The sequence below is a fragment of the Synechococcus sp. MIT S9507 genome, assembly GCF_047304715.1.
Lineage (GTDB): Bacteria > Cyanobacteriota > Cyanobacteriia > PCC-6307 > Cyanobiaceae > Synechococcus_C.
The window spans coordinates 527,909-548,903 of record NZ_CP138970.1 but is presented as its reverse complement, the minus strand read 5'-3'; the positions used below and the strand labels follow the sequence as shown (position 1 = coordinate 548,903).

The following is a 20,995-nucleotide window of genomic DNA, read 5'->3' as shown; positions in this document are numbered from 1 at the left end:
GCGATCCTTAAAACACATGTAATCGAAAAGGTTCCTAAAGATCAGAAGACTGACGATAGAATCACTAGGCAGGAGCTTTTTAACCTCGAATGGAAAAACTCTAGGTGCTTTCTCTATTAGAAATCACCCGCAAAGGGGGATGTGGAGCGAGCCCAAATGGCCTATTGATGGAGTGTGACGACGAGAGTTCACAGCTGACGGTTTACCTAACCTTTTTTAGAGAATTATCTAAGTCCGGGAATCACATGGGTGACGTGCTCCTCATAAAGAAAGCGGCATTTCTGCCCCCTCCTACTCATGAGATCTTTCTCCTCTCCAAAGGCAGACGTTTCTCGAATTTTTTTTAATTCTAATTAAACCCAACCAACAAGGATGTTTTGGGGAATACAACTCAAAGAATCGACACAGAATTACTTGTTATTGATTATCAGGCCGCGTGGGGCATTTTGAAGATGTTCAACTGGCCTGGATTACATGGTAGCGAGGTTGGTGTTGACCGACCTGATCACTGTTGTATCCACATCAGCGATCTGAAAGAGGTTGCGCACAAAAGGTACCATTGCTGCTCTCCCCATTTCTCAATTCTGATCTGGTCTCGGATCAAGTCCGGTAATCGTGTGGTGCTAATTGACTGCATGTTTTTCAGGCAGTGTGATTCCTTTAGATTTTTGCCTTTCTATTGCTTATCTTTGCCAATACTCATAGGTTTCTCAGAAAAATAAGAGGTTTAATCAATAACTTCCAGTTATCTATCTGATTTGCGATGTCACTCTCCCGACGCGAGTTGATTGCAAGTGCTGGACTTACCGGAATTGCGGCGATTGGATTAAATCACAGCAGCTTTGCTAGTGAACTTCCTGATCAGGTCGATGTCGTTGTGGTGGGCGCTGGTCTTTCAGGATTAATGGCGGCTCGGCAACTAAAACAAAACGGAAAGAATATTCATATCCTTGAGGCTAGAAATCGTACAGGAGGGCGGATGGTTCGAAAACTTACCGACTCCGGCCACTTTGTCGATTTAGGTGGACAGTGGGGTGGTCAATCTCATCATCGCTTTCGCGAGCTTGTGAGTGAACTTGGTCTTGAAACATTTCCAGTTTACAAAGAGGGCAAGGCATCTCTTGTTTGGAATAATAAAAATACTTTAGCCGATGTAGCTGCTGATTATGATGAAGGATTACTGTTTCTAGATTCTGACCAAATTGGTCAAACCCAAGAAGAAGTTGACAAAGCAAAATCAACTTTAAAATTGTATCAAGAACTTGTTAAGACCGTTGACCACGGTGCTCCGTGGAAGACTCCAAATGCTGTTGAGCTTGATCGTATTACAATTGAATCTTGGCTAAAGCGACATAGCGACTCGCCATTAAGTACTTTTATGTTGGAGATATTATCTAATGTCGGGGGATCTGGTGGTTTTGATGCTTGGGATGCATCGATGCTTCATTCAATCTGGACTCAGGCAATTTCACCTCAGCGGGATTATCCAGAATCTTGGCTCATTAAAGGTGCTGCTGGACAGGTCGCAGAGCTTTTGACTGAAGAATTGACTGACCATATTACTCTAAATTCACCTGTAATCTGTATCGAGCAGGATGATAACAGTGTTCAGGTCACTGATGGATATGGTCGCAAAATATTCGCTAAGGCGGCTATTGTTGCAATTCCTCCACCGTTGAGGCAGCGTATATCCTTTCGACCTGCTTTGCGTGCTGAGACCAGATCATTTCTGCAACGTAATCCAATGGGTTCGATGATTAAAGTATTAGCTATATATGATAAAGCTTTTTGGCGTCAAAAAGGGATGAGTGGTCTTGGCATCGGAAATCAAAATACTCTCCAGTTCATGGCAGATAGTTCACCTCCGGACGGAAATCCTGGTGTTATCGCAAGCTTTATTACTGCTGGTCGAGCTGTTGAATTTCAGCAACTTACTGATAATCAGCAGAAGTCATCTGTTCTATCTGATTTAGCAGCGTATTTCGGTCCTGATGCTGCACAACCTAAGGAGCTTATTTTGCAAAACTGGAATCAAGAGGATTGGTCTAGTGGTGCATTCACCAGCTATGTAACTCCAGGAGCTTGGACGACCTACGGAGAGTATTGGCAGGAGCCTCATGGCAGAGTTCATTGGGCTGGTACAGAAGCGTCAACGAGATGGAGAGGCTATCTAGAGGGTGCTCTTGAAGCCGCTGTTCATGCCGCAGATTCCATCCGCCGACATATTTAGTATTTAATTATTAATTCATAAGGGCTGTGTTGGTCATAAGCCATCTTTTAGGCTTTCATTCATGACATAAAAGTGATCACCCAAGCTTTATTCATTTATCTTCTTCCCAAAAAGATCATTAAGACAAGATCCTTCCAAGTAGAAAGCTCTTTTGACATAGAATTACTCATACAACTCTCCTTTAATTTGCTACGCAGTATCAGCCTGCCTTAGAGCATCTGTTGCTGAATCGACATCACCATTCCTTTCTTTTAATTGCTGCGCTGCTCTCAGCTTCCAACCCTCCAGCTTCCTTTGTCTCAGCTCCAATCTGTTGCTATTATTTTTCAAGTTCTACTTCCAATTGCAGAAGGAAAAAATTGTCTTTAAAAGGCTGTGTCATTTATTTGTTGGAAGCTGTTTTTGAACTTATGGCTCATGAAGTTGAAACTATCAATGGTCGTGAGTAGCTTTTGGAATATTCATCGACGACAGTCGTTATCGCGAAACGCTGAACTTCTGGAGTGTTTTTTCTTTCAAAAACAACACCATTAAATTCGTGACATCAGTCAGTCTGATGGGTCTCTCTTTCTGCTTTAGACGCAGTAAACACCTACTCCATTTACCAATCCTTGTAGGGACTTTGACCGGTCTGGAACGTGGTGCAAGTTGCCATGATCAGGAAACTCGTATGCTCTTAGGGGGCTTGTTGGTTATAAAGCCCGTTATCGACAATCACCCTCTAAGACAACGCCTGTACTAGAAAATGGGAAGGTCCACTCAAGCTTGCTTCGCGAGACTAGGCTAGATCAGATGGTGCATTGAACACGGGTGGTTACTCTGTTGGTCATGGCTAAGTCTTCTTTGCTTGCCAATCACCAATGTTTTTAGGAAGACTCATATCCTTTCTTAAAAAAGCCAAAGGAGATGCTAATATTTTGGAAAAAATGAAAGCAGATAATTCTTCTAAAGACGTGGCGGATATAGCTAAATAATGCGGCATTAATTTATTTCTGATGAGATTGATCTGTTCAACAATAACGATTTCGAATACGTGTCTCGCTGAGGTCGTGCAGGTATCGGATGTGAATTGATTCATGCAAATAAGAATAATCGATACAGTCAAAATAGGTTAAAAGTTTTGGTCAAGATCAAAGACGGACGCAAGCTCAATACCATCGGAATACTTCAAGCGATTAAGTAATCGCGCAGATTCGAAAGAAAGAATGCAAAGCTTGCAGACATGTATTTCTGTAAGCAATAAGTGTCAAATGCTTACAACCTGTCACTTTGTAGACAAAGCATACTCTCATCAGAAATTCAGCCAGCTCAAATATGTTGATGCAATCTCTGCAGGCATCTTGTGGAAACACGTTGCATTGCCATGCCTTTTGATCAAGGGCTTGATTCGATTCACTCAACACTGAACGAATTAGAGGAGCATCTGGCTGACGAGAAAGACAAGTTTATTGGCTACCCCTGTAATGCGGACTTCAATTACGAAGCCCTCTACCGGTTTCTGGCTTATCCCATTAATAACATTGGCGACCCATATGTCCCTAGCAACTATCACCTCAATACCCATCACTTTGAGCTTGAGGTTCTCAAATTCTTTAAAGAAATGACTAATGCTCCTGTTGGGGAAACCTGGGGTTATGTCACCAACGGCGGCACAGAGGGAAACCACTATGGGCTGTTTTTGGCTAGGGAGATCCTGCCTGATGGCATCGTCTATTACTCACAAGAAACCCATTATTCCGTTGGAAAAATCCTGCGTTGCTTGAACCTGCCAAGCATCATGATCCGTTCCAATCAAGACGGAACAATGGAGCTTAATGATCTGCGCGAGAGTCTGCGGCTTAATCGCAAAAGCCCGCCGATTATTTGTGCCAATATTGGCACAACGATGAAAGGAGCTGTTGATGATATCGATGGTATCAACGCCATTTTTCAAGACCTGGCGATTCCCCGGAAATACCTACATGCCGATTGTGCGCTTAGCGGAATGATTCTGCCGTTTATTAAAGACGCACCGGCCTGGAACTTTGCCCACGGCATTGACAGCCTTTCGATCAGTGGCCACAAGATGATCGGTTCACCGATCCCGTGCGGTGTTGTTTTGGCTAAGAAAGACAATATGACGCGAATTGCACAGAGTGTGGAATACATCGGTTCGATGGATACAACCTTGACCGGATCTCGGAACGGGATTGCCCCCCTGTTCCTCTGGTATGCCATCAAGACGTATGGTCAATCAGGCTTTCGCCAACTGATTCAGCAGTGCCTTGAGCGCGCCGAGTATGCCGTTATTGAACTCAACAAAGCTGGGCAACATGCCTGGAGGCACTCGTACTCCAACACAGTTGTATTTGACAGACCGTTGCAGTCCATCGTCGAGACCTGGCAATTGGCAACTCATGGGCCTGTATCCCATCTGATCACCATGCCCAATGTCACCACTGATCAGGTGGATCGCTTGGTGGCCGACATCAAGGCTCAGCACGCAGCAGCAAGCGTGCCATCACCAAGCCGACCAGTTCCGACTGGCTTCACAAGCGTGCGAGCTCAGCCATCGCAAGAGATCATTTTGATTGGTAGCTCCAGTGTTGATCTTCTAGATGCTGTGGCGACGGCTATGGGCAATGCTGGAATTTCAATCGTTGACATGAAGTCCTCCTCCATCGACGAAGGCTGCCTGCTGATCTTGTCTGTAGAGGAGCGGGTGAAGGCGATTGAGATCATCAATCGACTGATCAATGAGAACAAGTACGGCTCAGCGCGTGTAGCCATTTGCGATCAAGACTCCTCTGTGATCAGCCAGATGAATTTCAGCCAGGCCGGGAATGACTCAGTTCTGGTGAAAATTGCCGACCATCCTGGTGCGCTTGGATCACTCACCCATCGCTGCCAGGAAGCCGGAATCAAGCTGAATACAGCGCGCATAGTTTGGCGAGGAGACAAGTCGACAGTGCTGGAGCTCACCACGCCCAACTCAATCGAGCTGAGCAAGGTTCTCGATGCCTCTCAAATCCTGATGCTTCCAGCGCAGGGCTGAGACAGTGCTGCCAACAAAAGCCACCAAGGAGGACTCGTTCATGACGTACAAACGAACCATTGGCGTTGTCCTGTTTGAAGGCTTTGAACTGCTCGATGTGTTTGGACCTTTGGAGATGTTCGGCCTGGCGACCGATCATTTCGAGATCCGTTTGATCTCCGAAAACGGAGGCGTTGTGGCCAGTCGCCAGGGCCCCAAAAGCGTCAGCGACGATTCGTTTCAGTCAGCGCCAGCCATTGATGTGCTGCTAGTACCCGGCGGCACAGGCACCAGAAGAGAAGTCGACAACCCAGTGCTGCTCGAGTGGTTGAAGGCCCGTGCGCAGCAAGCCGAACTGGTTGCCTCGGTCTGCACCGGTAGCGCCCTGATGGCCAAAGCCGGGGTGTTCGATGGGGTCTGCGCCACGAGCAACAAGTTGGCTTTTGCTTGGGCTTGCTCTCAAAGCGAAAAGGTGCACTGGCAACCGCAAGCCCGCTGGGTAGAAGACGGCAAGTTCTTCACTTCATCGGGTGTATCGGCTGGCATTGATATGTCTCTCGCGGTGATTGCCAAGCTGGTCAGCAGTCAGGTCGCTGAGCAGGCTGCCAACTTTGCTGAATACGACTGGCACCGCGATCCTGATTGGGACCCCTTTGCCTCAGTCGTAAGTCCGTTTGAATCTGCCTGAGCCATTGTCTACCTCACACCAACTACACATCGCCACTTCGGCGGGCACCGCTTCCACCCACCCGATTTCTGCTTGGTTTCCCATGCCTCAATGGCGTTATGTCTGTAGTGGCCTGGGCTATATCTACATTACTAGTGATGAAAACCACTAATAACTGGTCACTTTTCTCTCAATGGAGAAATATCTCACTCTGAAGCATCAAGACGCTTCACTTCCTCTACAAACTTTTCTCCACTGTGAGAATGCTCCCGATGTTTTTCGTTGGGATGGCTGTGTCGTTCCTCTGCACTGCCTTGCTTCAGCGGCTCTTTCTCTCGATGTACAGGATCAAGACGTTCAAGATCAGCTTTGTTTGGGCGTCTGCCGGTTTGATGATGTTCGTTACTCATATCAGTTGCTCTCCCCGCGAAATGAGGCTGGCCCCTGGTCCTTCATAAGTTCACTTGTTTCGTTATCAATTTTCTTGAGCGCTTCATCGTTAATAGTATTTGTTGACAAGTGATTCACGCTGCGATTTCGCTCTACTTCGACGTTAGGCGAACCAGCTTTAGTGAGATGTTGTTGATCACTCTCGTGACGCTTCGCATCTTGGCTCTGATTCATAGGGGTGAATTCAGCTCTCCATTACATAGCCAAACCTGAATCCACTGCCACTTTCTTCTCAGAGACCTCTAAGACATGCCAATAATTTGCTCGTCCATACCCAAATCTTGTGGTTCACAATACTTTCAGCCGCCTGACTTGAGCATGGTCTCCAGGCTCGGCGTTTGATCACCAAGCAGCTTCAGTAACTGTCCATCCACAACGCTGAAGCTCTTTCCAAAGAGCGACGGCATCCTCGTAGCGCATGTTCCGGCGTGTCTCGAGAAGCGGCGGATGAGCTTCTGGCATGTCTTTGATGTGGTCAACGATCACAAAGACGTCATCTGCTGATCCACTGGAGTTCAGATCGGGAAGGAAGCTGACCTTCTGGCACTTGCTCGCGTTAGTCAGCCAACCTTCCATTTGATGTGGTTTCAACAAACAAAAGCTACGAGCACCTGCTTGTATTGGTGAACATTTGATACGGTCTCGACAAGTAAAAGCTACGAGCATCTGCTTGTGGGGTGAACACACGATCACCTTTGGTCCTTTGGGGGGATGCGGCTTCACCACCCTTTCAGCGACGGTGTGTGAGTTCGCAATCAATCAATGAAAGGTCTCGGTCGTGTTGTTATCGGTTCTGCTGTTGGCGGTCTTGTGGGTGCGGCGGCGTTCTTCGCAGTCGACGGTCTGATGCCATCAGCTGTTGATGCAGTTCCCACACACCTGACGTGCGAGGACACCACTTCAACGTGGAATGGTTCCCGCATGAATTACATACACGTCAGATATTTTTTAATATTTACACAAACAAGGCAATTTAATGACTCTTGATTTCGTCTCAAGGCGGTCTTCTTGCAAAGAAGACAATATCGCTGCAAGATCAAGGCTCATTATGGGTCAGGGATTTAATTATCCCGTAATCTTCTTTGTAGATAATTTTAAGTCTATTGATTGATTCGCTTGTTAAATCTGCTTTTAGGTCGATGCTTGACTGTTTGTCACTCTGCATAACCTGTGGGATTTGCGTGAAATTTTCTGGTATTTCCAAAAGTTCATCTAAATAAGCTTTGACTTTCTTCATTCCTTCGGAATTGAGGTAAAATAACTTGTAATTCCCTTCGGGGTGGAGGAAGCGCTTTTGTGGCAAGAAATGATTATCACACCAGCCATTTCTTTTGAAGCTTGCCTCAAGATATGTTGCAATAAACTCATTTACGCTTATTTGTCTCAGTTTTGATCCTGGCTCGTCCATTTGAAATAAATATGCGCTAATAAATCTGTTTATTGGGTCCCTGAGTATTGCAAAGAAATCGGTAAAGAAATTTGATGGAAAGAGGCGCCTGAGAGAAGCCCCGTCTATGTGCTGTGGAGAAGAATTGTTCCATGGTGACTGGGCTCGATGGGTAGCAAAGCTGCAATCAAGAAAAGCATGCCTTGTAATTCTCGTAGATAAAATATATTTTTCGACGGATGTGCCCCCTGTTTTGGGAATGTGGGCGAAGTGAATAATTTTTTTTTGAGGTTACAAAGATAGGCATTGTGTAAGTGGGGCTGGTGCCATTTTTGCTGTTGGAGTTTGGTTTGTATAAAGCTTCAACAGAGCATATCCATCTGTGCTCTTGGGTTTGACTCTGGAAAGCGTATTTCTGCGTTGTTGATTTTAATCCATCCGGGCAAAAAGATTAGCGAAATTGGCGTTAATCAAGGCATCAACGAAAGGGACGCTGTTGTCGCCAACAGAGAGAGGCAGGAACCCACCAATGCCAGCTTTATTCGGTGTTCCTGCACCTTGCAATGCTCCCTGGAACCCAAAGGTTGGCTTCACCACATCCTTGAGGCTGATGCTCATCACATCACCGAGATCCTCAGCATTGCCGTCCTGCGCCTTCAAAGGCAGCGGGGCGATAGCAACAGCAGAAGCCAGCAGTCCAATCGAGAGGCGGCGAAGCCTGGATCAGGCATTAGTCAGCGCATGATGCCGGTCTTTGCTTGGTTGCGCTTGCAGTCGTCACCACTCAGGCGGGCATCGCTTCTACCCGCCTGACTTCTGCATGCGGGAACATTTAGCTTTCAGCTCAGCAGCTGTAGAGCTTGGAACTGGGTCGGAAGGCAGCCGCTGCAAATCCCTGCTACATCAACACAACCAGTCGCACTTCTATGGCCCTGTCTTGGTTGAAACCCTCTGCTGCTCTGTTGCTGGGGGCAGCCCTGATGGGTGCGGGCTTCCCTGAGCCAGATGCCAAAAGGATGGTGGGCACCTGGGTGCTCACCGATAACGAGAACGTGCCATTCAATTTGATCCTGCGGCCTGATGGCAGTTCTCTGACGGTGACCGGCAAACGCCACCCCGATGTCGGTACTTCGCAGCGGATGACACGCAATCAACTTCTCGAGAACGGCAACTGGCAAACCTGGGGTAATGGCATACGCTCTACCTATTCAGATGGCTGGACTGACACGATCCAGATCGGCCCTGCTGGAGCGGTGCAGTGGTCTTGGAAGCCAGGATCTTCACTGAATGACGGCCCCAGCAATCACGGCAAAGCTGTGCAGCTGAAAAGCCCGGTAATGAACTGGGTGGGCGCGTACAAGCTAGAGCCCATGCAGCAAGAAAAGCCGCCCTATCTGGCAGTTCTCACCTCTTCAGGGATGGCCTTCAACAACATCGATCAGGTGGCTGATGGTTCCTGGTCGCTGACAGGCAACGGCAGCGTGCTGATCAAGTGGACCAGCGGCTGGCGCAGCCTGATCGAGCCAACCGCTAATGGCATCCCTGGCCCTGAGGAGAGCTTTGCTGTGCAGCATTGGCGCCCCGGGGTGCCAACCAGCAAGCCAGCCAACGCCAACCGCAGCGGTGTTCGGCTCTAATCGCCAGTGATGCAAACGCGGCAGGCGCTACCAAGCATCTCTGCCTTCCTGGTCGTTCATCAACCAGCTGACACCGTTCTTCGGTGCGTGGCGGTCAACAAGTGGGCGGTCCTTGTTCGGCATGACGCCACGATGGCGAAACCTCAACACCAGCTGCTGCTAGCGGGGCTTCAGAGGCTCAGCACCACTTCCCGCATGAGAACGAGATCGCTTGTTTTCATTGCTGCGATCTGATTGACAGTGGTTCCGATCCCATCAAGCGGTTACTGAACTAATCGGTAGCCGCTAGAAGCAGCTCCAACTCTGCAATTCCGCAGTTACAGCCATCCCGCTCGCCATCACATGGCTCCATGTTGGGATGCCCCTTGGCACAGGACTCAGAGCAGAAATGCTGCCCGCCAATCCTAATTGACCTCGATTCTTCAACGCTGCGCTTGCAAAGCGAGCAGTCGCATAAAAGAAAAACTTCAATCATCACACAACTCTCGGTAACAACTCGTCCGGTCTATTGCATTCAGGGCATCATTTCTTTGGCGGCTAACCGAACACTCAATATCGACTTATCGAGTCTGATTCTCAGCAGCAGATTCACGCTGCTGAATGTGATTCTCAACAACATATTTGGCATTCTTGAATGTGATTCTCAAAAGCATATTTTGATCCGCTAATGTTCGGTTTTTACGCATATCTTTCGCTGTTTTGTGATCTAGAACTGATTCATCCCTCCCAGAGGAAGAGCAATGACAGCTTCACAAATTCAAGCCCCCATCACTGTCCCCACCGGTCCCGCAGGCCGCGCCATGGCCGAGCCCATGTCCGCTGAACTGCTCGATCTGATGGAAGCCCATCTCAACCTTGAGCGTCAGTCAGCTGCTGACTATTTCGCTGCTGCCATCTGGTTCGCTGAACGCGAGCTGACCGGCTTTGCCGAGCATCTCCGTGATGAAGCCAAGCAAGAGGAGCAGCATGCCGCCAAATTCGCCGACTATCTGATCAGCAGAGGTCAACGCCCTGTGCTCGACACCATCGAGCCACCGCGTCAGCAGTGGACTGGCGTGGAGCAGGTGATCGCCAACGTCTTCCGCATGGAAGCTGATGTCACCGCCTCCGTGCTGCAGCTCTACAACACTGCGGAAAAAGACATTGATCGCCGCACCACCGTCTTCCTGGACCCCATCGTTGACGGCCAGCGTCTCTCTGAGCACGAGGCCGCTTATCTGCTGGGCCGCGTCAAGTTAGCTGCAGGCAACCCTGCTGCCGTGATGATCATCGACGCTGAACTGAGAGAAGGCGAGGCCGAACCCGCCAAACTCGAAGGCTGATCAATCAGCTCAAAGTCCCACCTGCTAATCCAGTTCACCATCCCTGCAGCCCCGCCCAGTGCGGGGCTTTTGATTGCTGAGTCGGACCATGGCCAGCTGCTGTTGCTACTGACCTCAACGGTGATTCACCTTCCAGATGACCGTTATCAGACTCTGAGAGTTGAATCACACGCAGCCTGATGCAGTCGGTCTCAGCAGAGCAATTCGAACTGGCGTTGTCTCTGGGATTGTCGGCACTGGATTGGGTTCATGAGTCGAACGACGAAAAATCAATGAGGTCTCTGGCGAACTTCGCGACTGGTCTTGACGTCTGGACTCAGATGTTGGAACTGCAGTGGACTCAGCCATAAAAAAGACCCCACTGCTAGCGCAGTCGGGCCAGGGTGATGGGGAGTCATATTTTGGTATTACGAACACGCCTCGTCAACGCCACATATGGTGCACCTCATCTGAAATTGATGACAGGATGTTCTCAAATACCCATCTCAGTCAATAAATCCCTACTCTTGCCACATCAAGGCCGGGTGATGGGGATTGTCCGAGTCAAGTTTTAAGCCACTGCTAAGGCGGTGGCTTTTTTAATTGCTTGAGACTCATGCTCCTTATGCGTACCCCCTAGCTTCGACGTTTTCAAATGCAGCGGTGACAATGCATTGCAGCAGCCAGCCAGGAAGACGCGCTCGGGGAGGTATTGCACGGGACACCCGGTCAGCCGGTGGCGAGCTAGCTGATTGTGAGATACACCCCTTCGATCAGCTCATGAGCGAGAACATCCAGGGACTACTCCTCAGCATTAACGAGCTGGCCACAAGTGCCGCAGCAGAGGGTAATGAGATCCGACTAGTCGCGGCCTGCGAGGTGCTCCGAAATAGCGGCGCGGAATCATTTTTGCTGGATTGCTTCGTTTGCTGAGCCGGAGGAGGGCTATCCAGAAGCGCTTTTCTCGGGCTGACCGCTGCTGCGTAATGGTCTGGTCTCGACAACAACCCACTGCGCGTGTGCGGTTGGATTGGCATTGGTGAAGCTGCAGACCTTCAGCTCCTGAGGGTTCACCAGCCAGCCGACACCGGCTTTCGGTGCATGGCGATCAACTAGCGGGCGGTCCTTGTTCGGCTTGACGCCACGATGGCGAAACAGCTGCTGCTGCGGCAGGCAGCTCATCAATGGTGGCTATGGCGCCGTTGATTGGTGATTTGGTGCAAAAACAATGACTGCTGTCACCGTTTTGCGCCAAGTTTTGCACCAATGAGGTTTGTCCACTTAGTGAGATTCCAGTGGAGCCAAGGAGACTCGAACTCCTGACCCCCTGCATGCCATGCAGGTGCTCTACCAGCTGAGCTATGGCCCCAGAAACGATGGAAAGGAATGATCCTGACCGCCGTCGCGTCGAAGCTTACACCGGCAATGCCCCCTGCAGGCAGACGCTTAAATCTGCCGCCATACGGCAGCGAGTTTTCCCTGAACCTGCACCTGGTCGGCAGGCAATTCGATCGGGTCGTAGGCAGGATTCGCCGCTTCCAAGCGCACCGTGAGTCCATCGCAGTGGAAATGCTTCAGCGTGGTGCCGCTGCCAGGCACCAGGGCGCTGACGATCGTGCCCTGTCTCAAACGAGCAGCATCACTGACTGGTTCCATCAACACGACATCACCGTCGGCGATGTGTGCATCAACCATCGAATCGCCGTTCACGGTGAGAGCGAACAAGCCACGAGTTTCGAGGACGGGCGCAAGATCCAAACGATCCTGAACATCGTCAAACGTTTCCACCAAACCACCAGCTGCAACAGCACCAAGCACCGGAATTCCAGAGGCAATACCACCCAGCAGCTGCAGTGTGCGGGCCTGCCCCTCCTGCCAGGTGATCCAGCCTTTCTGTTGTAAGTGCCGTAAACGGCTCTGCACCGGTGCTGGTGATCGCAGGCCCATGGCCTGCATCATCTGGCGTATAGATGGACTGTGATGGTGGCAGCCGATGTAATCGGAGAGCCAGTCATAGAGCTCCTGTTGAGCAGTGGTCAACGGCTCGGGGGATCCAGCAGACACCGGCAATTCATCTGTTCGTCAATACATTTGTACCGGTCGAAGCCTGGGATGGCAAGGGTTCAGCCGGGTGTTGGTAAAGCGCAGATCCAGGCAACTTTGTCTGAAGTGTCTTCGCGGCCTACGTAATCAAGCCACTGCCCTGGAGAGTTGCTGCGTTGCAGCCTTTTCTGGTTGCAGAGCGCTCGCATTCTCAACTCCCGCACTTCCCAGGTCTGCTTTCCCTGACGCTGCATCAGAAGTGCAGCATCAAACTCAACACCGGCTGCCGTCCGTGCTGGGTCACTCAGATATTCACCAGCTTTCAGATTTGGTGAGTCCAAGGCTTCCATGAACATCCATGGGCCTTCAGACAACTTCCCCGATGTCTGGAGCGTCTGGCGGGTCTGACTCCAGAACGGCGGCTCCGGTGAAGGCGTCCAGGTTTCGGCAAGTCCTGGAGCACTACCCAGGGTGATGCCGAGTGCTACGGCTCCGCCTCGAATCAGATTGTTCATTGCTTGTCCTCCGGAGGGCGTTCCGACCTTTCCTGGATCAGTTTCGCCAGGATTTCCAATTTGGCGTTTTCAGACTCTGATGCTCTTGATGCCATCCAGGAACTGGCGACTTTCATCTGTGTGACCTGTTGCAGCAATGACAGCGCCGTTTGTCTGAGGGTTTCGAGGTCATCGCAGTCACGGATCAGCCGGCTCCACCGTTCTGTTTCAAACGACTGCTCAAGGCCTTGCTGAATTGGATCGATGCTCAAGATTCAGCCTCCCAGGTGAGCATCGGGTCAGGTTCCCCACTGCAGATGGCTTGCGCACGGAGATAAAAAGCACTTTCCCTGTCGCCGGCAGCTTCGAGGGAGTCGAGAACCTTCTGCCAGTTGTCTCGTTCCTGCTGGTCCATTGCTCAGTTCTTGGGAAAATCGACCCTAGAGGCTTTTCAAGAACATCAGGGTCCGATCAGCCACTGTTTTCCACTCAGCGTCAGCAGTGATCACGTGACCACTGCCTCTGAGCCAGTGCACTTCCACATGCTCGGATCCGCTCCGATGTTTCAGCAATTGCACCCCGCGTCGCGTGATCACTTTGTCGAGAGTGCTGGCCATCACCAGCAGAGGTTGATGGAGGTGGTCGAGATGTTTCCTTGTGGAAGCGATTAGATCCAGTACGCGCACGCTGCAACGACTGGGCCAGCGGGAATAGTTCCAGAGGCGCTCAGCTGTTGTTGGATCAACGAAATCATCTGCAGGACGCCGCACCGAAGGCAGAAGCAGAGCCAAAACCGGAGCGATCCAGGCGCGAAGATCTCCACTCATGATCGGCGGTGAGTAAGTGATCACCGCCTCAACTTCTGGCCGCTTCATTCCCACTTGAATCGCGAGAATCGACCCGAGGGACAAGCCCGCCACCACGACGCGCTGCCCCTGATCGAGCAGCCGGCCAACCACGGCATCAATCTGTGCCACCCACTGGCTCGGTTGCACTGGCATCAGGTCTTCAAGGCAGGTTCCATGGCCAGCGAGCAGGGGTGCCTCCACGCCAAAACCCTCGGCATGTAATGCCTCAGCCAGCAGCGAAAACTCCGCAGGAGACCCGGTGTAGCCGTGGATCAGCACAACGGTGATCGGCCCCCCAGGCAGCGAGAAAGGCTCAGGAGAAGCCGCCATGCTCTCAGCAAGATCCATGCGTTGAATTCTGGCGAATCCATGAGCCTTGATTGATCGAAAAAGACAGCCGCGCAGCTTCTGAGCTGCGCAGCAATCACAGAAGCCTTCTCTGTTGCTAAGTCCAGAGAAGATTGATCAACCGCAGATGCGTTCCATGCAACGAATCAGCAAGCTCGTCTCAATCCTGCTGATCTTCAGTGCCCTTGGATGTGGAAAAGACGCTGTCACAGACAAGGCAGTCACTGAAAAGGCAGCCCCTGAAAACACTGTCAACCCTGAACAAGCCTCTGATTCGGTAACAGCCTCTGCTCCTGAACCAACAGCCAACTCTGAACAAGTCAGCCCCTCTGAAAAAATCGCCGCTTCCATAACAGCCGCCGATTCTGTCAAGGCGGCTAGCTCCAACAGTGCGCCTCAAGACGACAAGCAGGAAGCTGAGAGAGTGCAGGGTCAGGCCTCCTGGTATGGACCAGGTTTTTACGGAAAGAAAACCACCAGCGGAGAAATCCTCAAGCAAGGAACTCTGACTGCAGCCCATAGCAGCCTGCCGATGGGTACAAAAGTGAAAGTCACACGCCTCGATAACAACAAAAGCGTGATGGTTGTCATCAATGACCGCAAACCGTTCAAGCAAGGCACGGTGATTGATCTTGCCCACGGTTCGGCTACGGCTCTCGACGTTGACGATGACGGCAAGACATCAGTGGAAATCGAAGTGATTGACTGAATTTGGGCTGCAACCTGAGCTGGAAACCTCATCGACCGTTTTCTGTGACGCTGCTGAAGGGAAACTCTTTCATTGACACGTTTATGGATTGATTCAGTTAAAGTAAATTCGATATATCATGGTTTTATGTTATGAAACGATCTGGTATTGACTATTTGCTGCAATTCAGCAAAATTCAGCAAGATCAGTGTATCGGAGATGTCGAAGCTGTGGGTTTTAAGGTTCTAGGGGATGGAACTCAGATGGGCCATCTGATCATCTCATGTGAGTGTAAAAAATATTTAAAGAGATTTGATGTTCAGGCAAGTGTGCTGAATTGGAAAATATCAAAATTTCTCAAGGGGTTGATTGAATGCCTTGATTATGCAAGCATTAAAAGCTATCGGTTCGGTTCAAGTTATGATCAAAACTTCTGAAGACGGATAGAGGTTTTGACCTGAAATCAATTGATAAGAATGATTACCAAACGGCCTCGCAATGAGTCCAGCCAATATTTTGAAGCTCCTTGTACAAGTAGATAGCGTCTTCATAGCGCATATTTCTTCTTGACTTCAGGAGAGCAGGTTGATCCTGAGCTACTTTTCTGCCGTGATCAACAAGAACGCGAACATCTTTATGTCCACTTTGAGGCTCTCTGTGAAACCTCACTGCCCAAAATTTCTGCGGGTCCTTAAGCCAACCGTCCGTCATTAGTAGCTTGTTAGAGGATCTGTTTTCTAGCTAGATCCATGACCTTCCGCTTGGGTTTGTTGCTACGGGAAAGCTTCTTAATTATCCCCTAAAGATTCTCTGAAGCCACCATATCTGGAGAATATGAGCGCACACGCCTTAAAATCACCAGCAATGGTGTCTCAACCGGGCAGCATCCACTGAAATCTTCTTCAGGTGATGCTGGAAACCTGCCCGATCAAGACCATTCCACGACGGATTGAAAGTCAGACGTTTTCTCTGAGTCGGCTGAGGTGCCCGCTGAACCCGTAGAAGTCCTCCCCCGTCACACTGTCGCTATTGGTAGGGCATGGCTCAGCAGGATTCCAGCTCAGACAGCTGGCCAGTTTTCGCTCCGCCCTGCTGTGGTAGTGAACAGTACATGCTGCAATTCCATCAGCGTCACCCAACTGCTGGTCAGTCATGGCGGATATACCGCCCATCTCCAGCAGAGTTTGATCAAAGGATTGTTCTGATTTGCGGCTTTCTTGTTTCATCTCAGCTGCAGCCCCCATTGCGGGCCATGCAGTCAAAAGATCAACCTTGGATTCACTGCCCTTTTTGCAGTGATGGGAACCGATCACAGCACAGTGCGCTCCAGTGCTGTGAAATGTTCAAGAGGGTCCGCCATTCGTTCGGCCGGATTCAGAGACAGCTGAGCATCTCGTCGATCCAGCGTCAGCAGGCTGAATCCGAACTAACAGTCGTAGATCAACTCCGACTGCTGCTCTCGTTTGCTGACGTTGCTTTCTTTCATTTGGGACTCGTCGTAGTCAATTGCTCGCAAGGAACAGGCCGGCGCTCGATAGGGCTTGCGTTGGCCATCTTTGATTTCTGTGCCGATTGACTGGGCCGAGGCGGTGCAGATAACAGTCAAAGGTATTTCGCAACACCCTGTTGTTAACCACGGTCTTTTGGTATGTCAGCCCTTGTTTGTGCTTTCCATCACGTCAGGCGATCAACAAGCCCTGTGAGCTGCATTCCAATGAGCGAAGGTTCATTCAGCTCTGGTTGTTACTTGTCAACACATCAGGTTCTTGGTGGAATATTCAAGGCAGGCCCAGTTCTATATCGTTGCCATGAATCCTGAATGGGAGAGCGATGGAAGAAACCTTTGCAGCTACATCAATGTAAACATTAGTGGTTGATCGACTTGAGTCCTGTTTTCAATCTCATTTGTAGAAGGCCTTGGCTTTTTGTTTGTAGGGGGCCTGGAGTAGTATTGAGTCTGAATAATTTGATGAGTCAATGGTGTTTGCTTTGAATGACTGCGGGGTTGACCAAAATGTTGACGGGTTGACCTGAGTTCCGGTCTTCAGGTCTTCAAGTCAGGAGTTCTGGTTCCTGTGTGATCAATTGATCAGCCAATACGCGATCAACCGCACCAAGACCCAAAGAAGAAAAGAGTGAGCGTTGATTCGTTGTTGTTTCTTTGTCCGACACTCGGGTTGGTTGAACGTGCCCCATGTCGTCGGGTTAGATCAATCCCAGAGCCTGCATGACCTGCAGCCGAATTCCTCCAAGTCGACTCCAGGCCCGCACCGCTTCTTCTTTGGATTGGTAGGGACGCCAGTCATCCTCTTCGATTCGTCTTTGCAGATGGCTTGCCACTCGTTCAGCCACTCTCATGTCGCTGGCGGCCTTCAGATTGAGGTTGTGAGCATTGAAAAAGTGTTCAGACGTCATCGTTCATTGCCTTTATGAGAATTGTGCTGCAAGGCATTGGAATCTGATTCAGGCATGTCTCCACGTTCCTCAGTTACTCTTTCGCCACGCGTTCCGTCGTTCTGCCATGGAAACGTTGGATCCCGTTTTGCTGAGCATCTTCGCGTTTGGCGTTGTCTCGACGACGACCGTCCTGGTGGTGTCGTTTCGTCGGGTCGACTCCAGCGAGAAGCAACGTGCGCAGTTCAATCGGATGCGCGGACGGCTCCATAGGCTCCTTCAGAATCGTTCCTGATCTGATCCCGTGCTGCTCATCCTTGTTGCAGGTGGTTTTTTAGCCGTACTGGCGCTCACGCAATGGTTGGTGAGGCGTTCGATGGACGATGGCGAGCATCATTGATGCCGAGCACTGGTGGTGGTCAGCGTCTGGCGATGCCTCTGCCATTGCCGATCAGACCTGCATCAATGACCAGGCCAATCACAACAACCAATAATCCACTGAACGATTGAACGCCTCCGAAGGATGCTGTGGCCCAGCACAGGCCAAGTGTTGTTGTCGGCAGGAACACAAGGCCGAGCAGAGGCACGACCGGACTGGGTATCGGCATGCCGGTGAAAGGTCCAAGCACCACTGCAGGGCTGAACAGCCAGAGCAGGATCAGAATCAGGCGTGGTGTGATCAGCCCGAGCGCTGCAAGCAGACACATCAGCTTTCACCCAGGGCTTCAGAGTCCATTCCGGCAATACGGCTCCTACTTCTTGTAGCAAGCTGCTTTCAGCCTGTCTCAGTGGAGAGTGGCCTGAACGCGGTTTCGCGTGTGAAGGCACAAACCGTGATCAGGGTGCATACTCCTCCGAAGGCGACCCATCCAGCTGGCAGGAGGGGGTTGCCGCTCTTTGCAATCAGCCAGGTTGCAATCAGTGGGGTTGTTCCTCCGAAATACCCCTCTGCCACATTGAACGCAACGGCCAGTCCGGTGCAGCGAACTGCGGGAGGCATCAGTTCCACATTGGCGGGATTTTTCCCCCCTGCCAGCAGAGCCACAGCCAGTGTCAGCCCCAGCTCCCCCCACAACACCCGTTGAGGATCTCCGCTGTGCATCAGGTTGAAAAAAGGCAGTGCGCCGAAGCAGAGCAGTGAGGATCCGCAGATCAGCATCGGTTTACGACCGATGCGGTCGGAGAGCCAGGCTGAAATCGGGTAGAGCAAAAGAAGCACCGCCAACACGCCGGTGTTCAGGCTCAGGGATGTTGCGGGATCGAGGTGATCGACCTCTTCCACGTAGCTCACCGCATAGACAAACACGGCGTAGTAGCCGATGCTGCTCGCGATGTTCAGGGCCATGACACGCAGCACCTGCAGGCGATAGCGGCCGAACGTTTCCCGTATCGGCGATTTTGCCAATGGTTCGATCATCTCGGCTCCAATCCCTTGTCGGATCACAACACCCGTTGTGGCGACCAGTGCACCAAGCAGAAATGGCAGTCGCCATCCCCAGCTTCCCAGTTGAGCGGAGGTGAGCGCATGGGCCAGCAGATCACCGAAGCCCGAGCCGATCAACATCCCCAGCACCGACCCCCACAGCCCCCAGATCGCGTAGAAGCCACGTTGACGGTCGGGGGCGTTCTCACTGAGAAAAATGATCGAGCTGGTGTATTCGCCGCCGACAGACAAGCCTTGAATGATGCGTAGCAGCACCACTGCAATCGGTGCGGCGATGCCGATCTGCTGGTGGGTTGGAAGCAGGCCCATCAGAACGGTGGGCACCGCCATCACCATCACCGAGAGTTGCAGGGCTCGCTTTCTTCCCGCCAGATCGCCGATTCGACCGAAGACGATTCCTCCGAGAGGCCGCACCAGAAATCCGGCGGCAAAGGCTCCGAAAGCACCGATCAGTGAGGCGGCTGGATCGCTGGAGGGGAAGAACTCCCTGCCGATCACTGTTGCGAAGTAGCCGTAGACCGCAAAGTCGTACCACTCCATCACGTTGCCGATCAGGCCAGCCAGCAGAACTTTGCTGGTGGTCCTTTGGGTGGGTTGAGAGGTCATCGGCTGGTTATCACTGCGATGGATCAGAGATCTCATGCAGCCGATCGACCAGAAGATCGATATCCGTTCCCACACCTCCGTCTTCAGCCCATGCCTCAGGGATGTGGCGCGCTTTCACCACGTCGTTCAATCTGGCGCCGTTGCGGCGTTTCAGGAGTGCTGCTGTCGTGCTTCTGCCTGATGCCGCGAGCCGGCTCTGCCCGGTGGATGCATCTGACAGATCGCCGATCAGATGACAGGCCAGTCGTCTGTGGTGCGGTGACGACCGATGCTCCCAGAGATAAACCGCCTGCCATGTGCCCAGCAGCAGCCGACCCTTGTCAACACTCAGGCTCATGGTCTGGGTGGTGAGTGCCGTGCGGATGTGAGCAGGCATGTCGTCATCACCTTCGTCGTCATGCAGATAACGGCGACGTCTGCCGTCAGGTCCGCTGGGTCCAGCGCCGTCCTGCGGCACCATGGCATTCATCCAGGCTGATAGATCCTCAAGAACCCTGGGGTCGGCGTTTTCATTGATCGTGAGGCTGCAACTGGTGTGCAGGCAGGTCAGATGCACCACTCCCGTGCAAAGCCCGGAGTCGTGAACACATTGATTCAGCTGCTCGTTGAGGCGAATGAACCCAGGTCCACGCGTGTTGATGCTCAGTTGCGTCAGCCTCTGATCCAGTGCCATGCCATGGGCTTCGCTGTTGTTTCTTTAGCGCGACCCTGACGGCAATGGGATCGCTTGTCCGACCGTTGGTGTGATCAGTGTGCAGTCGTCGGGCAGATCGCCGGTGTCTGTTGACGCATCAGCGGCATTCAGCAGGCTGCTGATCATGCCGCTGAACTTCACGTCACCGCCTGTTGTGCTGGCCAGCACGGTCTTGGGATGGAACCGGCTGATCAGATCCGGCATCACGCGTGCGCCGGTGATGAACGCTCCCAGCATCGGCAATCCAAGGTCCACCACCGGTGTGATCAAGGTGTCCACACTGCGCTGGCCGATCGCAGGATCCAGGATGCCGTGCGGTTCCAGATAGAGGGAGCCCTCGGGCCAGTCCAGCAGGTAGCCGTTCTCCACCGCCGGCACCGCCGCTCCAGCGGTGGCCTGGATCTTCAGGGAGTTGACCGTGGTTTTGTCACCGGGCTGCAGTGCTGTGATCGTTTCAAACCCGAGACGCTGCACGACCCGAGCTGCCGCTGCCGATGCCACCACGGGTATGGCCTTCGGAAGTGCCTGGAGCGTTTCCGGATGGGCATGGTCCGGGAGCCCCTGAGTGAGCAGCAGCAGATCCAGTTGATCGGGGATGGGCATCAGTTTCGGCATTTCTCCCTTGAGCAACCAGGCACCCGGCGGAAACACCAACGGACCGGTTAGCCATGGATCCAGCAGTACCCTCAGTCCGGCCATCTCAAGCAGCCAACCGTTCGCGCCGAGATAGGTGGCTGTGTCTTTCATCCCT

26 protein-coding genes, 1 tRNA gene and 1 pseudogene are annotated in these 20,995 nt (G+C 51.6%); 8 read left to right on the top strand and 20 right to left on the bottom strand.

Going from position 1 to position 20,995, the window contains the following annotated elements; all coding sequences use genetic code 11:
• Positions 1–470 precede the first annotated feature (470 nt).
• Positions 471–560 carry a DUF3104 domain-containing protein gene (locus SIB83_RS02815; RefSeq protein WP_413746711.1) on the bottom strand — a complete coding sequence of 30 codons (90 nt, stop codon included), beginning with the start codon at positions 558–560 and terminating at the stop codon, positions 471–473.
• Positions 561–763: 203 nt separating this feature from the next.
• Between SIB83_RS02815 and SIB83_RS02810 the strand changes: the two genes are divergently transcribed.
• From SIB83_RS02810 to SIB83_RS02800, 3 genes are all read left to right on the top strand, one after another.
• Positions 764–2,230 carry a flavin monoamine oxidase family protein gene (locus tag SIB83_RS02810; protein ID WP_413746710.1) on the top strand — a complete coding sequence of 489 codons (1,467 nt, stop codon included), beginning with the start codon at positions 764–766 and terminating at the stop codon, positions 2,228–2,230.
• A 1,363-nt stretch (positions 2,231–3,593) separates the two neighbouring features.
• The gene (locus SIB83_RS02805; protein ID WP_413746709.1) at positions 3,594–5,264 is read left to right on the top strand and encodes a histidine decarboxylase; all 1,671 of its coding nucleotides are present in this window, start codon (positions 3,594–3,596) and stop codon (positions 5,262–5,264) included.
• Positions 5,265–5,304: 40 nt separating this feature from the next.
• Complete coding sequence (locus tag SIB83_RS02800; protein WP_413746708.1) at positions 5,305–5,931, top strand: DJ-1/PfpI family protein; 627 nt, start codon at positions 5,305–5,307, stop codon at positions 5,929–5,931.
• Positions 5,932–6,116: 185 nt separating this feature from the next.
• Here SIB83_RS02800 and SIB83_RS02795 read toward each other — a convergent pair whose 3' ends face one another.
• The 4 genes and pseudogenes from SIB83_RS02795 to SIB83_RS02780 form a co-directional block, all read right to left on the bottom strand.
• Positions 6,117–6,320: a hypothetical protein gene (locus SIB83_RS02795; RefSeq protein WP_413403751.1), complete on the bottom strand. Its 204-nt coding sequence runs from the start codon at positions 6,318–6,320 to the stop codon at positions 6,117–6,119.
• A gap of 382 nt (positions 6,321–6,702) precedes the next feature.
• Entirely contained in the window at positions 6,703–6,936 is a 234-nt protein-coding gene (locus SIB83_RS02790; RefSeq protein WP_413746707.1) for a DUF1651 domain-containing protein, read from the bottom strand.
• Positions 6,937–7,396: 460 nt separating this feature from the next.
• Positions 7,397–7,972, bottom strand: a complete 576-nt coding sequence (locus tag SIB83_RS02785; RefSeq protein WP_413747270.1) for a sulfotransferase family 2 domain-containing protein — start codon at positions 7,970–7,972, stop codon at positions 7,397–7,399.
• Between the two features lie 225 nt (positions 7,973–8,197).
• Positions 8,198–8,449, bottom strand: a pseudogene (locus SIB83_RS02780) (carbamoyl-phosphate synthase); the annotation flags it as partial.
• A 158-nt stretch (positions 8,450–8,607) separates the two neighbouring features.
• Here SIB83_RS02780 and SIB83_RS02775 point away from each other — a divergent pair.
• Positions 8,608–9,384, top strand: a complete 777-nt coding sequence (locus SIB83_RS02775) for a hypothetical protein (RefSeq protein WP_413746706.1) — start codon at positions 8,608–8,610, stop codon at positions 9,382–9,384.
• A 271-nt stretch (positions 9,385–9,655) separates the two neighbouring features.
• Here SIB83_RS02775 and SIB83_RS02770 read toward each other — a convergent pair whose 3' ends face one another.
• The gene (locus SIB83_RS02770) at positions 9,656–9,787 is read right to left on the bottom strand and encodes a hypothetical protein (RefSeq protein ID WP_413439785.1); all 132 of its coding nucleotides are present in this window, start codon (positions 9,785–9,787) and stop codon (positions 9,656–9,658) included.
• On the opposite strand from SIB83_RS02770, the gene SIB83_RS02765 reads away from it, so the two are divergent.
• Both SIB83_RS02765 and SIB83_RS02760 read left to right on the top strand, forming a co-directional pair.
• Entirely contained in the window at positions 9,750–10,052 is a 303-nt protein-coding gene (locus SIB83_RS02765) for a hypothetical protein (RefSeq protein WP_413747409.1), read from the top strand. The genes SIB83_RS02770 and SIB83_RS02765 overlap by 38 nt on opposite strands.
• A 72-nt stretch (positions 10,053–10,124) precedes the next feature.
• The gene (locus SIB83_RS02760; RefSeq protein ID WP_413746705.1) at positions 10,125–10,706 is read left to right on the top strand and encodes a ferritin; all 582 of its coding nucleotides are present in this window, start codon (positions 10,125–10,127) and stop codon (positions 10,704–10,706) included.
• A 924-nt stretch (positions 10,707–11,630) separates the two neighbouring features.
• Here the strand turns inward: SIB83_RS02760 and SIB83_RS02755 are convergent.
• The 7 genes from SIB83_RS02755 to SIB83_RS02725 all read right to left on the bottom strand — a co-directional run bounded on the left by SIB83_RS02755 (position 11,631) and on the right by SIB83_RS02725 (position 14,418).
• Entirely contained in the window at positions 11,631–11,867 is a 237-nt protein-coding gene (locus SIB83_RS02755) for a hypothetical protein (RefSeq protein WP_413746704.1), read from the bottom strand.
• A gap of 114 nt (positions 11,868–11,981) precedes the next feature.
• Positions 11,982–12,054, bottom strand: a tRNA-Ala gene (locus SIB83_RS02750).
• A gap of 77 nt (positions 12,055–12,131) precedes the next feature.
• On the bottom strand, positions 12,132–12,755 hold the full coding sequence (gene lexA / locus SIB83_RS02745; protein WP_413746703.1) for a transcriptional repressor LexA: 624 nt from the start codon (positions 12,753–12,755) through the stop codon (positions 12,132–12,134).
• 53 nt (positions 12,756–12,808) lie between these two features.
• Positions 12,809–13,243: a hypothetical protein gene (locus SIB83_RS02740; RefSeq protein ID WP_413403474.1), complete on the bottom strand. Its 435-nt coding sequence runs from the start codon at positions 13,241–13,243 to the stop codon at positions 12,809–12,811.
• Complete coding sequence (locus tag SIB83_RS02735; RefSeq protein ID WP_413403472.1) at positions 13,240–13,494, bottom strand: hypothetical protein; 255 nt, start codon at positions 13,492–13,494, stop codon at positions 13,240–13,242. Before SIB83_RS02735 ends, SIB83_RS02740 begins: the two co-directional genes overlap by 4 nt.
• Positions 13,491–13,637 carry a hypothetical protein gene (locus SIB83_RS02730; RefSeq protein ID WP_413403470.1) on the bottom strand — a complete coding sequence of 49 codons (147 nt, stop codon included), beginning with the start codon at positions 13,635–13,637 and terminating at the stop codon, positions 13,491–13,493. The genes SIB83_RS02735 and SIB83_RS02730 overlap by 4 nt, the downstream gene beginning before the upstream one ends.
• A gap of 25 nt (positions 13,638–13,662) precedes the next feature.
• Entirely contained in the window at positions 13,663–14,418 is a 756-nt protein-coding gene (locus SIB83_RS02725) for an alpha/beta hydrolase (RefSeq protein ID WP_413403467.1), read from the bottom strand.
• 127 nt (positions 14,419–14,545) lie between these two features.
• Between SIB83_RS02725 and SIB83_RS02720 the strand changes: the two genes are divergently transcribed.
• Complete coding sequence (locus SIB83_RS02720; RefSeq protein WP_413746702.1) at positions 14,546–15,127, top strand: septal ring lytic transglycosylase RlpA family protein; 582 nt, start codon at positions 14,546–14,548, stop codon at positions 15,125–15,127.
• A gap of 131 nt (positions 15,128–15,258) precedes the next feature.
• Positions 15,259–15,543 carry a hypothetical protein gene (locus SIB83_RS02715; protein ID WP_413746701.1) on the top strand — a complete coding sequence of 95 codons (285 nt, stop codon included), beginning with the start codon at positions 15,259–15,261 and terminating at the stop codon, positions 15,541–15,543.
• 43 nt (positions 15,544–15,586) lie between these two features.
• Here SIB83_RS02715 and SIB83_RS02710 read toward each other — a convergent pair whose 3' ends face one another.
• The 7 genes from SIB83_RS02710 to SIB83_RS02680 all read right to left on the bottom strand — a co-directional run bounded on the left by SIB83_RS02710 (position 15,587) and on the right by SIB83_RS02680 (position 20,991).
• Positions 15,587–15,817 carry a DUF1651 domain-containing protein gene (locus SIB83_RS02710; protein WP_413746700.1) on the bottom strand — a complete coding sequence of 77 codons (231 nt, stop codon included), beginning with the start codon at positions 15,815–15,817 and terminating at the stop codon, positions 15,587–15,589.
• Between the two features lie 1,494 nt (positions 15,818–17,311).
• Positions 17,312–17,521 carry a hypothetical protein gene (locus tag SIB83_RS02705; RefSeq protein ID WP_413403458.1) on the bottom strand — a complete coding sequence of 70 codons (210 nt, stop codon included), beginning with the start codon at positions 17,519–17,521 and terminating at the stop codon, positions 17,312–17,314.
• Between the two features lie 73 nt (positions 17,522–17,594).
• Positions 17,595–17,771, bottom strand: coding sequence for a hypothetical protein (locus SIB83_RS02700; RefSeq protein ID WP_413403456.1), 177 nt, complete (start codon positions 17,769–17,771; stop codon positions 17,595–17,597).
• A 148-nt stretch (positions 17,772–17,919) separates the two neighbouring features.
• On the bottom strand, positions 17,920–18,207 hold the full coding sequence (locus SIB83_RS02695; RefSeq protein WP_413746699.1) for a hypothetical protein: 288 nt from the start codon (positions 18,205–18,207) through the stop codon (positions 17,920–17,922).
• A 68-nt stretch (positions 18,208–18,275) separates the two neighbouring features.
• Positions 18,276–19,550: an MFS transporter gene (locus tag SIB83_RS02690; protein ID WP_413747269.1), complete on the bottom strand. Its 1,275-nt coding sequence runs from the start codon at positions 19,548–19,550 to the stop codon at positions 18,276–18,278.
• Positions 19,551–19,560: 10 nt separating this feature from the next.
• A complete protein-coding gene (locus SIB83_RS02685) occupies positions 19,561–20,223 on the bottom strand; it encodes a secondary thiamine-phosphate synthase enzyme YjbQ (protein ID WP_413403451.1) in 663 nt (220 codons plus the stop codon).
• A gap of 24 nt (positions 20,224–20,247) precedes the next feature.
• Complete coding sequence (locus SIB83_RS02680) at positions 20,248–20,991, bottom strand: MBL fold metallo-hydrolase (RefSeq protein WP_413746698.1); 744 nt, start codon at positions 20,989–20,991, stop codon at positions 20,248–20,250.
• Between the last annotated feature and the right edge of the window lie 4 nt (positions 20,992–20,995).

Excerpts from the sequence above, each read along its gene's own strand:
- SIB83_RS02815 (WP_413746711.1), bottom strand. The coding sequence starts at position 560 with ATGGTACCTTTTGTGCGCAACCTCTTTCAGATCGCTGATGTGGATACA.
- SIB83_RS02810 (WP_413746710.1), top strand. The coding sequence starts at position 764 with ATGTCACTCTCCCGACGCGAGTTGATTGCAAGTGCTGGACTTACCGGA.
- SIB83_RS02805 (WP_413746709.1), top strand. The coding sequence starts at position 3,594 with ATGCCTTTTGATCAAGGGCTTGATTCGATTCACTCAACACTGAACGAA.
- SIB83_RS02800 (WP_413746708.1), top strand. The coding sequence starts at position 5,305 with ATGACGTACAAACGAACCATTGGCGTTGTCCTGTTTGAAGGCTTTGAA.
- SIB83_RS02795 (WP_413403751.1), bottom strand. The coding sequence starts at position 6,320 with ATGAGTAACGAACATCATCAAACCGGCAGACGCCCAAACAAAGCTGAT.
- SIB83_RS02790 (WP_413746707.1), bottom strand. The coding sequence starts at position 6,936 with ATGGAAGGTTGGCTGACTAACGCGAGCAAGTGCCAGAAGGTCAGCTTC.
- SIB83_RS02760 (WP_413746705.1), top strand. The coding sequence starts at position 10,125 with ATGACAGCTTCACAAATTCAAGCCCCCATCACTGTCCCCACCGGTCCC.
- SIB83_RS02755 (WP_413746704.1), bottom strand. The coding sequence starts at position 11,867 with ATGAGCTGCCTGCCGCAGCAGCAGCTGTTTCGCCATCGTGGCGTCAAG.
- SIB83_RS02740 (WP_413403474.1), bottom strand. The coding sequence starts at position 13,243 with ATGAACAATCTGATTCGAGGCGGAGCCGTAGCACTCGGCATCACCCTG.
- SIB83_RS02730 (WP_413403470.1), bottom strand. The coding sequence starts at position 13,637 with ATGGACCAGCAGGAACGAGACAACTGGCAGAAGGTTCTCGACTCCCTC.
- SIB83_RS02725 (WP_413403467.1), bottom strand. The coding sequence starts at position 14,418 with ATGGATCTTGCTGAGAGCATGGCGGCTTCTCCTGAGCCTTTCTCGCTG.
- SIB83_RS02720 (WP_413746702.1), top strand. The coding sequence starts at position 14,546 with ATGCGTTCCATGCAACGAATCAGCAAGCTCGTCTCAATCCTGCTGATC.
- SIB83_RS02715 (WP_413746701.1), top strand. The coding sequence starts at position 15,259 with ATGAAACGATCTGGTATTGACTATTTGCTGCAATTCAGCAAAATTCAG.
- SIB83_RS02710 (WP_413746700.1), bottom strand. The coding sequence starts at position 15,817 with ATGACGGACGGTTGGCTTAAGGACCCGCAGAAATTTTGGGCAGTGAGG.
- SIB83_RS02705 (WP_413403458.1), bottom strand. The coding sequence starts at position 17,521 with ATGACGTCTGAACACTTTTTCAATGCTCACAACCTCAATCTGAAGGCC.
- SIB83_RS02700 (WP_413403456.1), bottom strand. The coding sequence starts at position 17,771 with ATGGAGCCGTCCGCGCATCCGATTGAACTGCGCACGTTGCTTCTCGCT.
- SIB83_RS02695 (WP_413746699.1), bottom strand. The coding sequence starts at position 18,207 with ATGTGTCTGCTTGCAGCGCTCGGGCTGATCACACCACGCCTGATTCTG.
- SIB83_RS02690 (WP_413747269.1), bottom strand. The coding sequence starts at position 19,550 with ATGACCTCTCAACCCACCCAAAGGACCACCAGCAAAGTTCTGCTGGCT.
- SIB83_RS02685 (WP_413403451.1), bottom strand. The coding sequence starts at position 20,223 with ATGGCACTGGATCAGAGGCTGACGCAACTGAGCATCAACACGCGTGGA.
- SIB83_RS02680 (WP_413746698.1), bottom strand. The coding sequence starts at position 20,991 with ATGAAAGACACAGCCACCTATCTCGGCGCGAACGGTTGGCTGCTTGAG.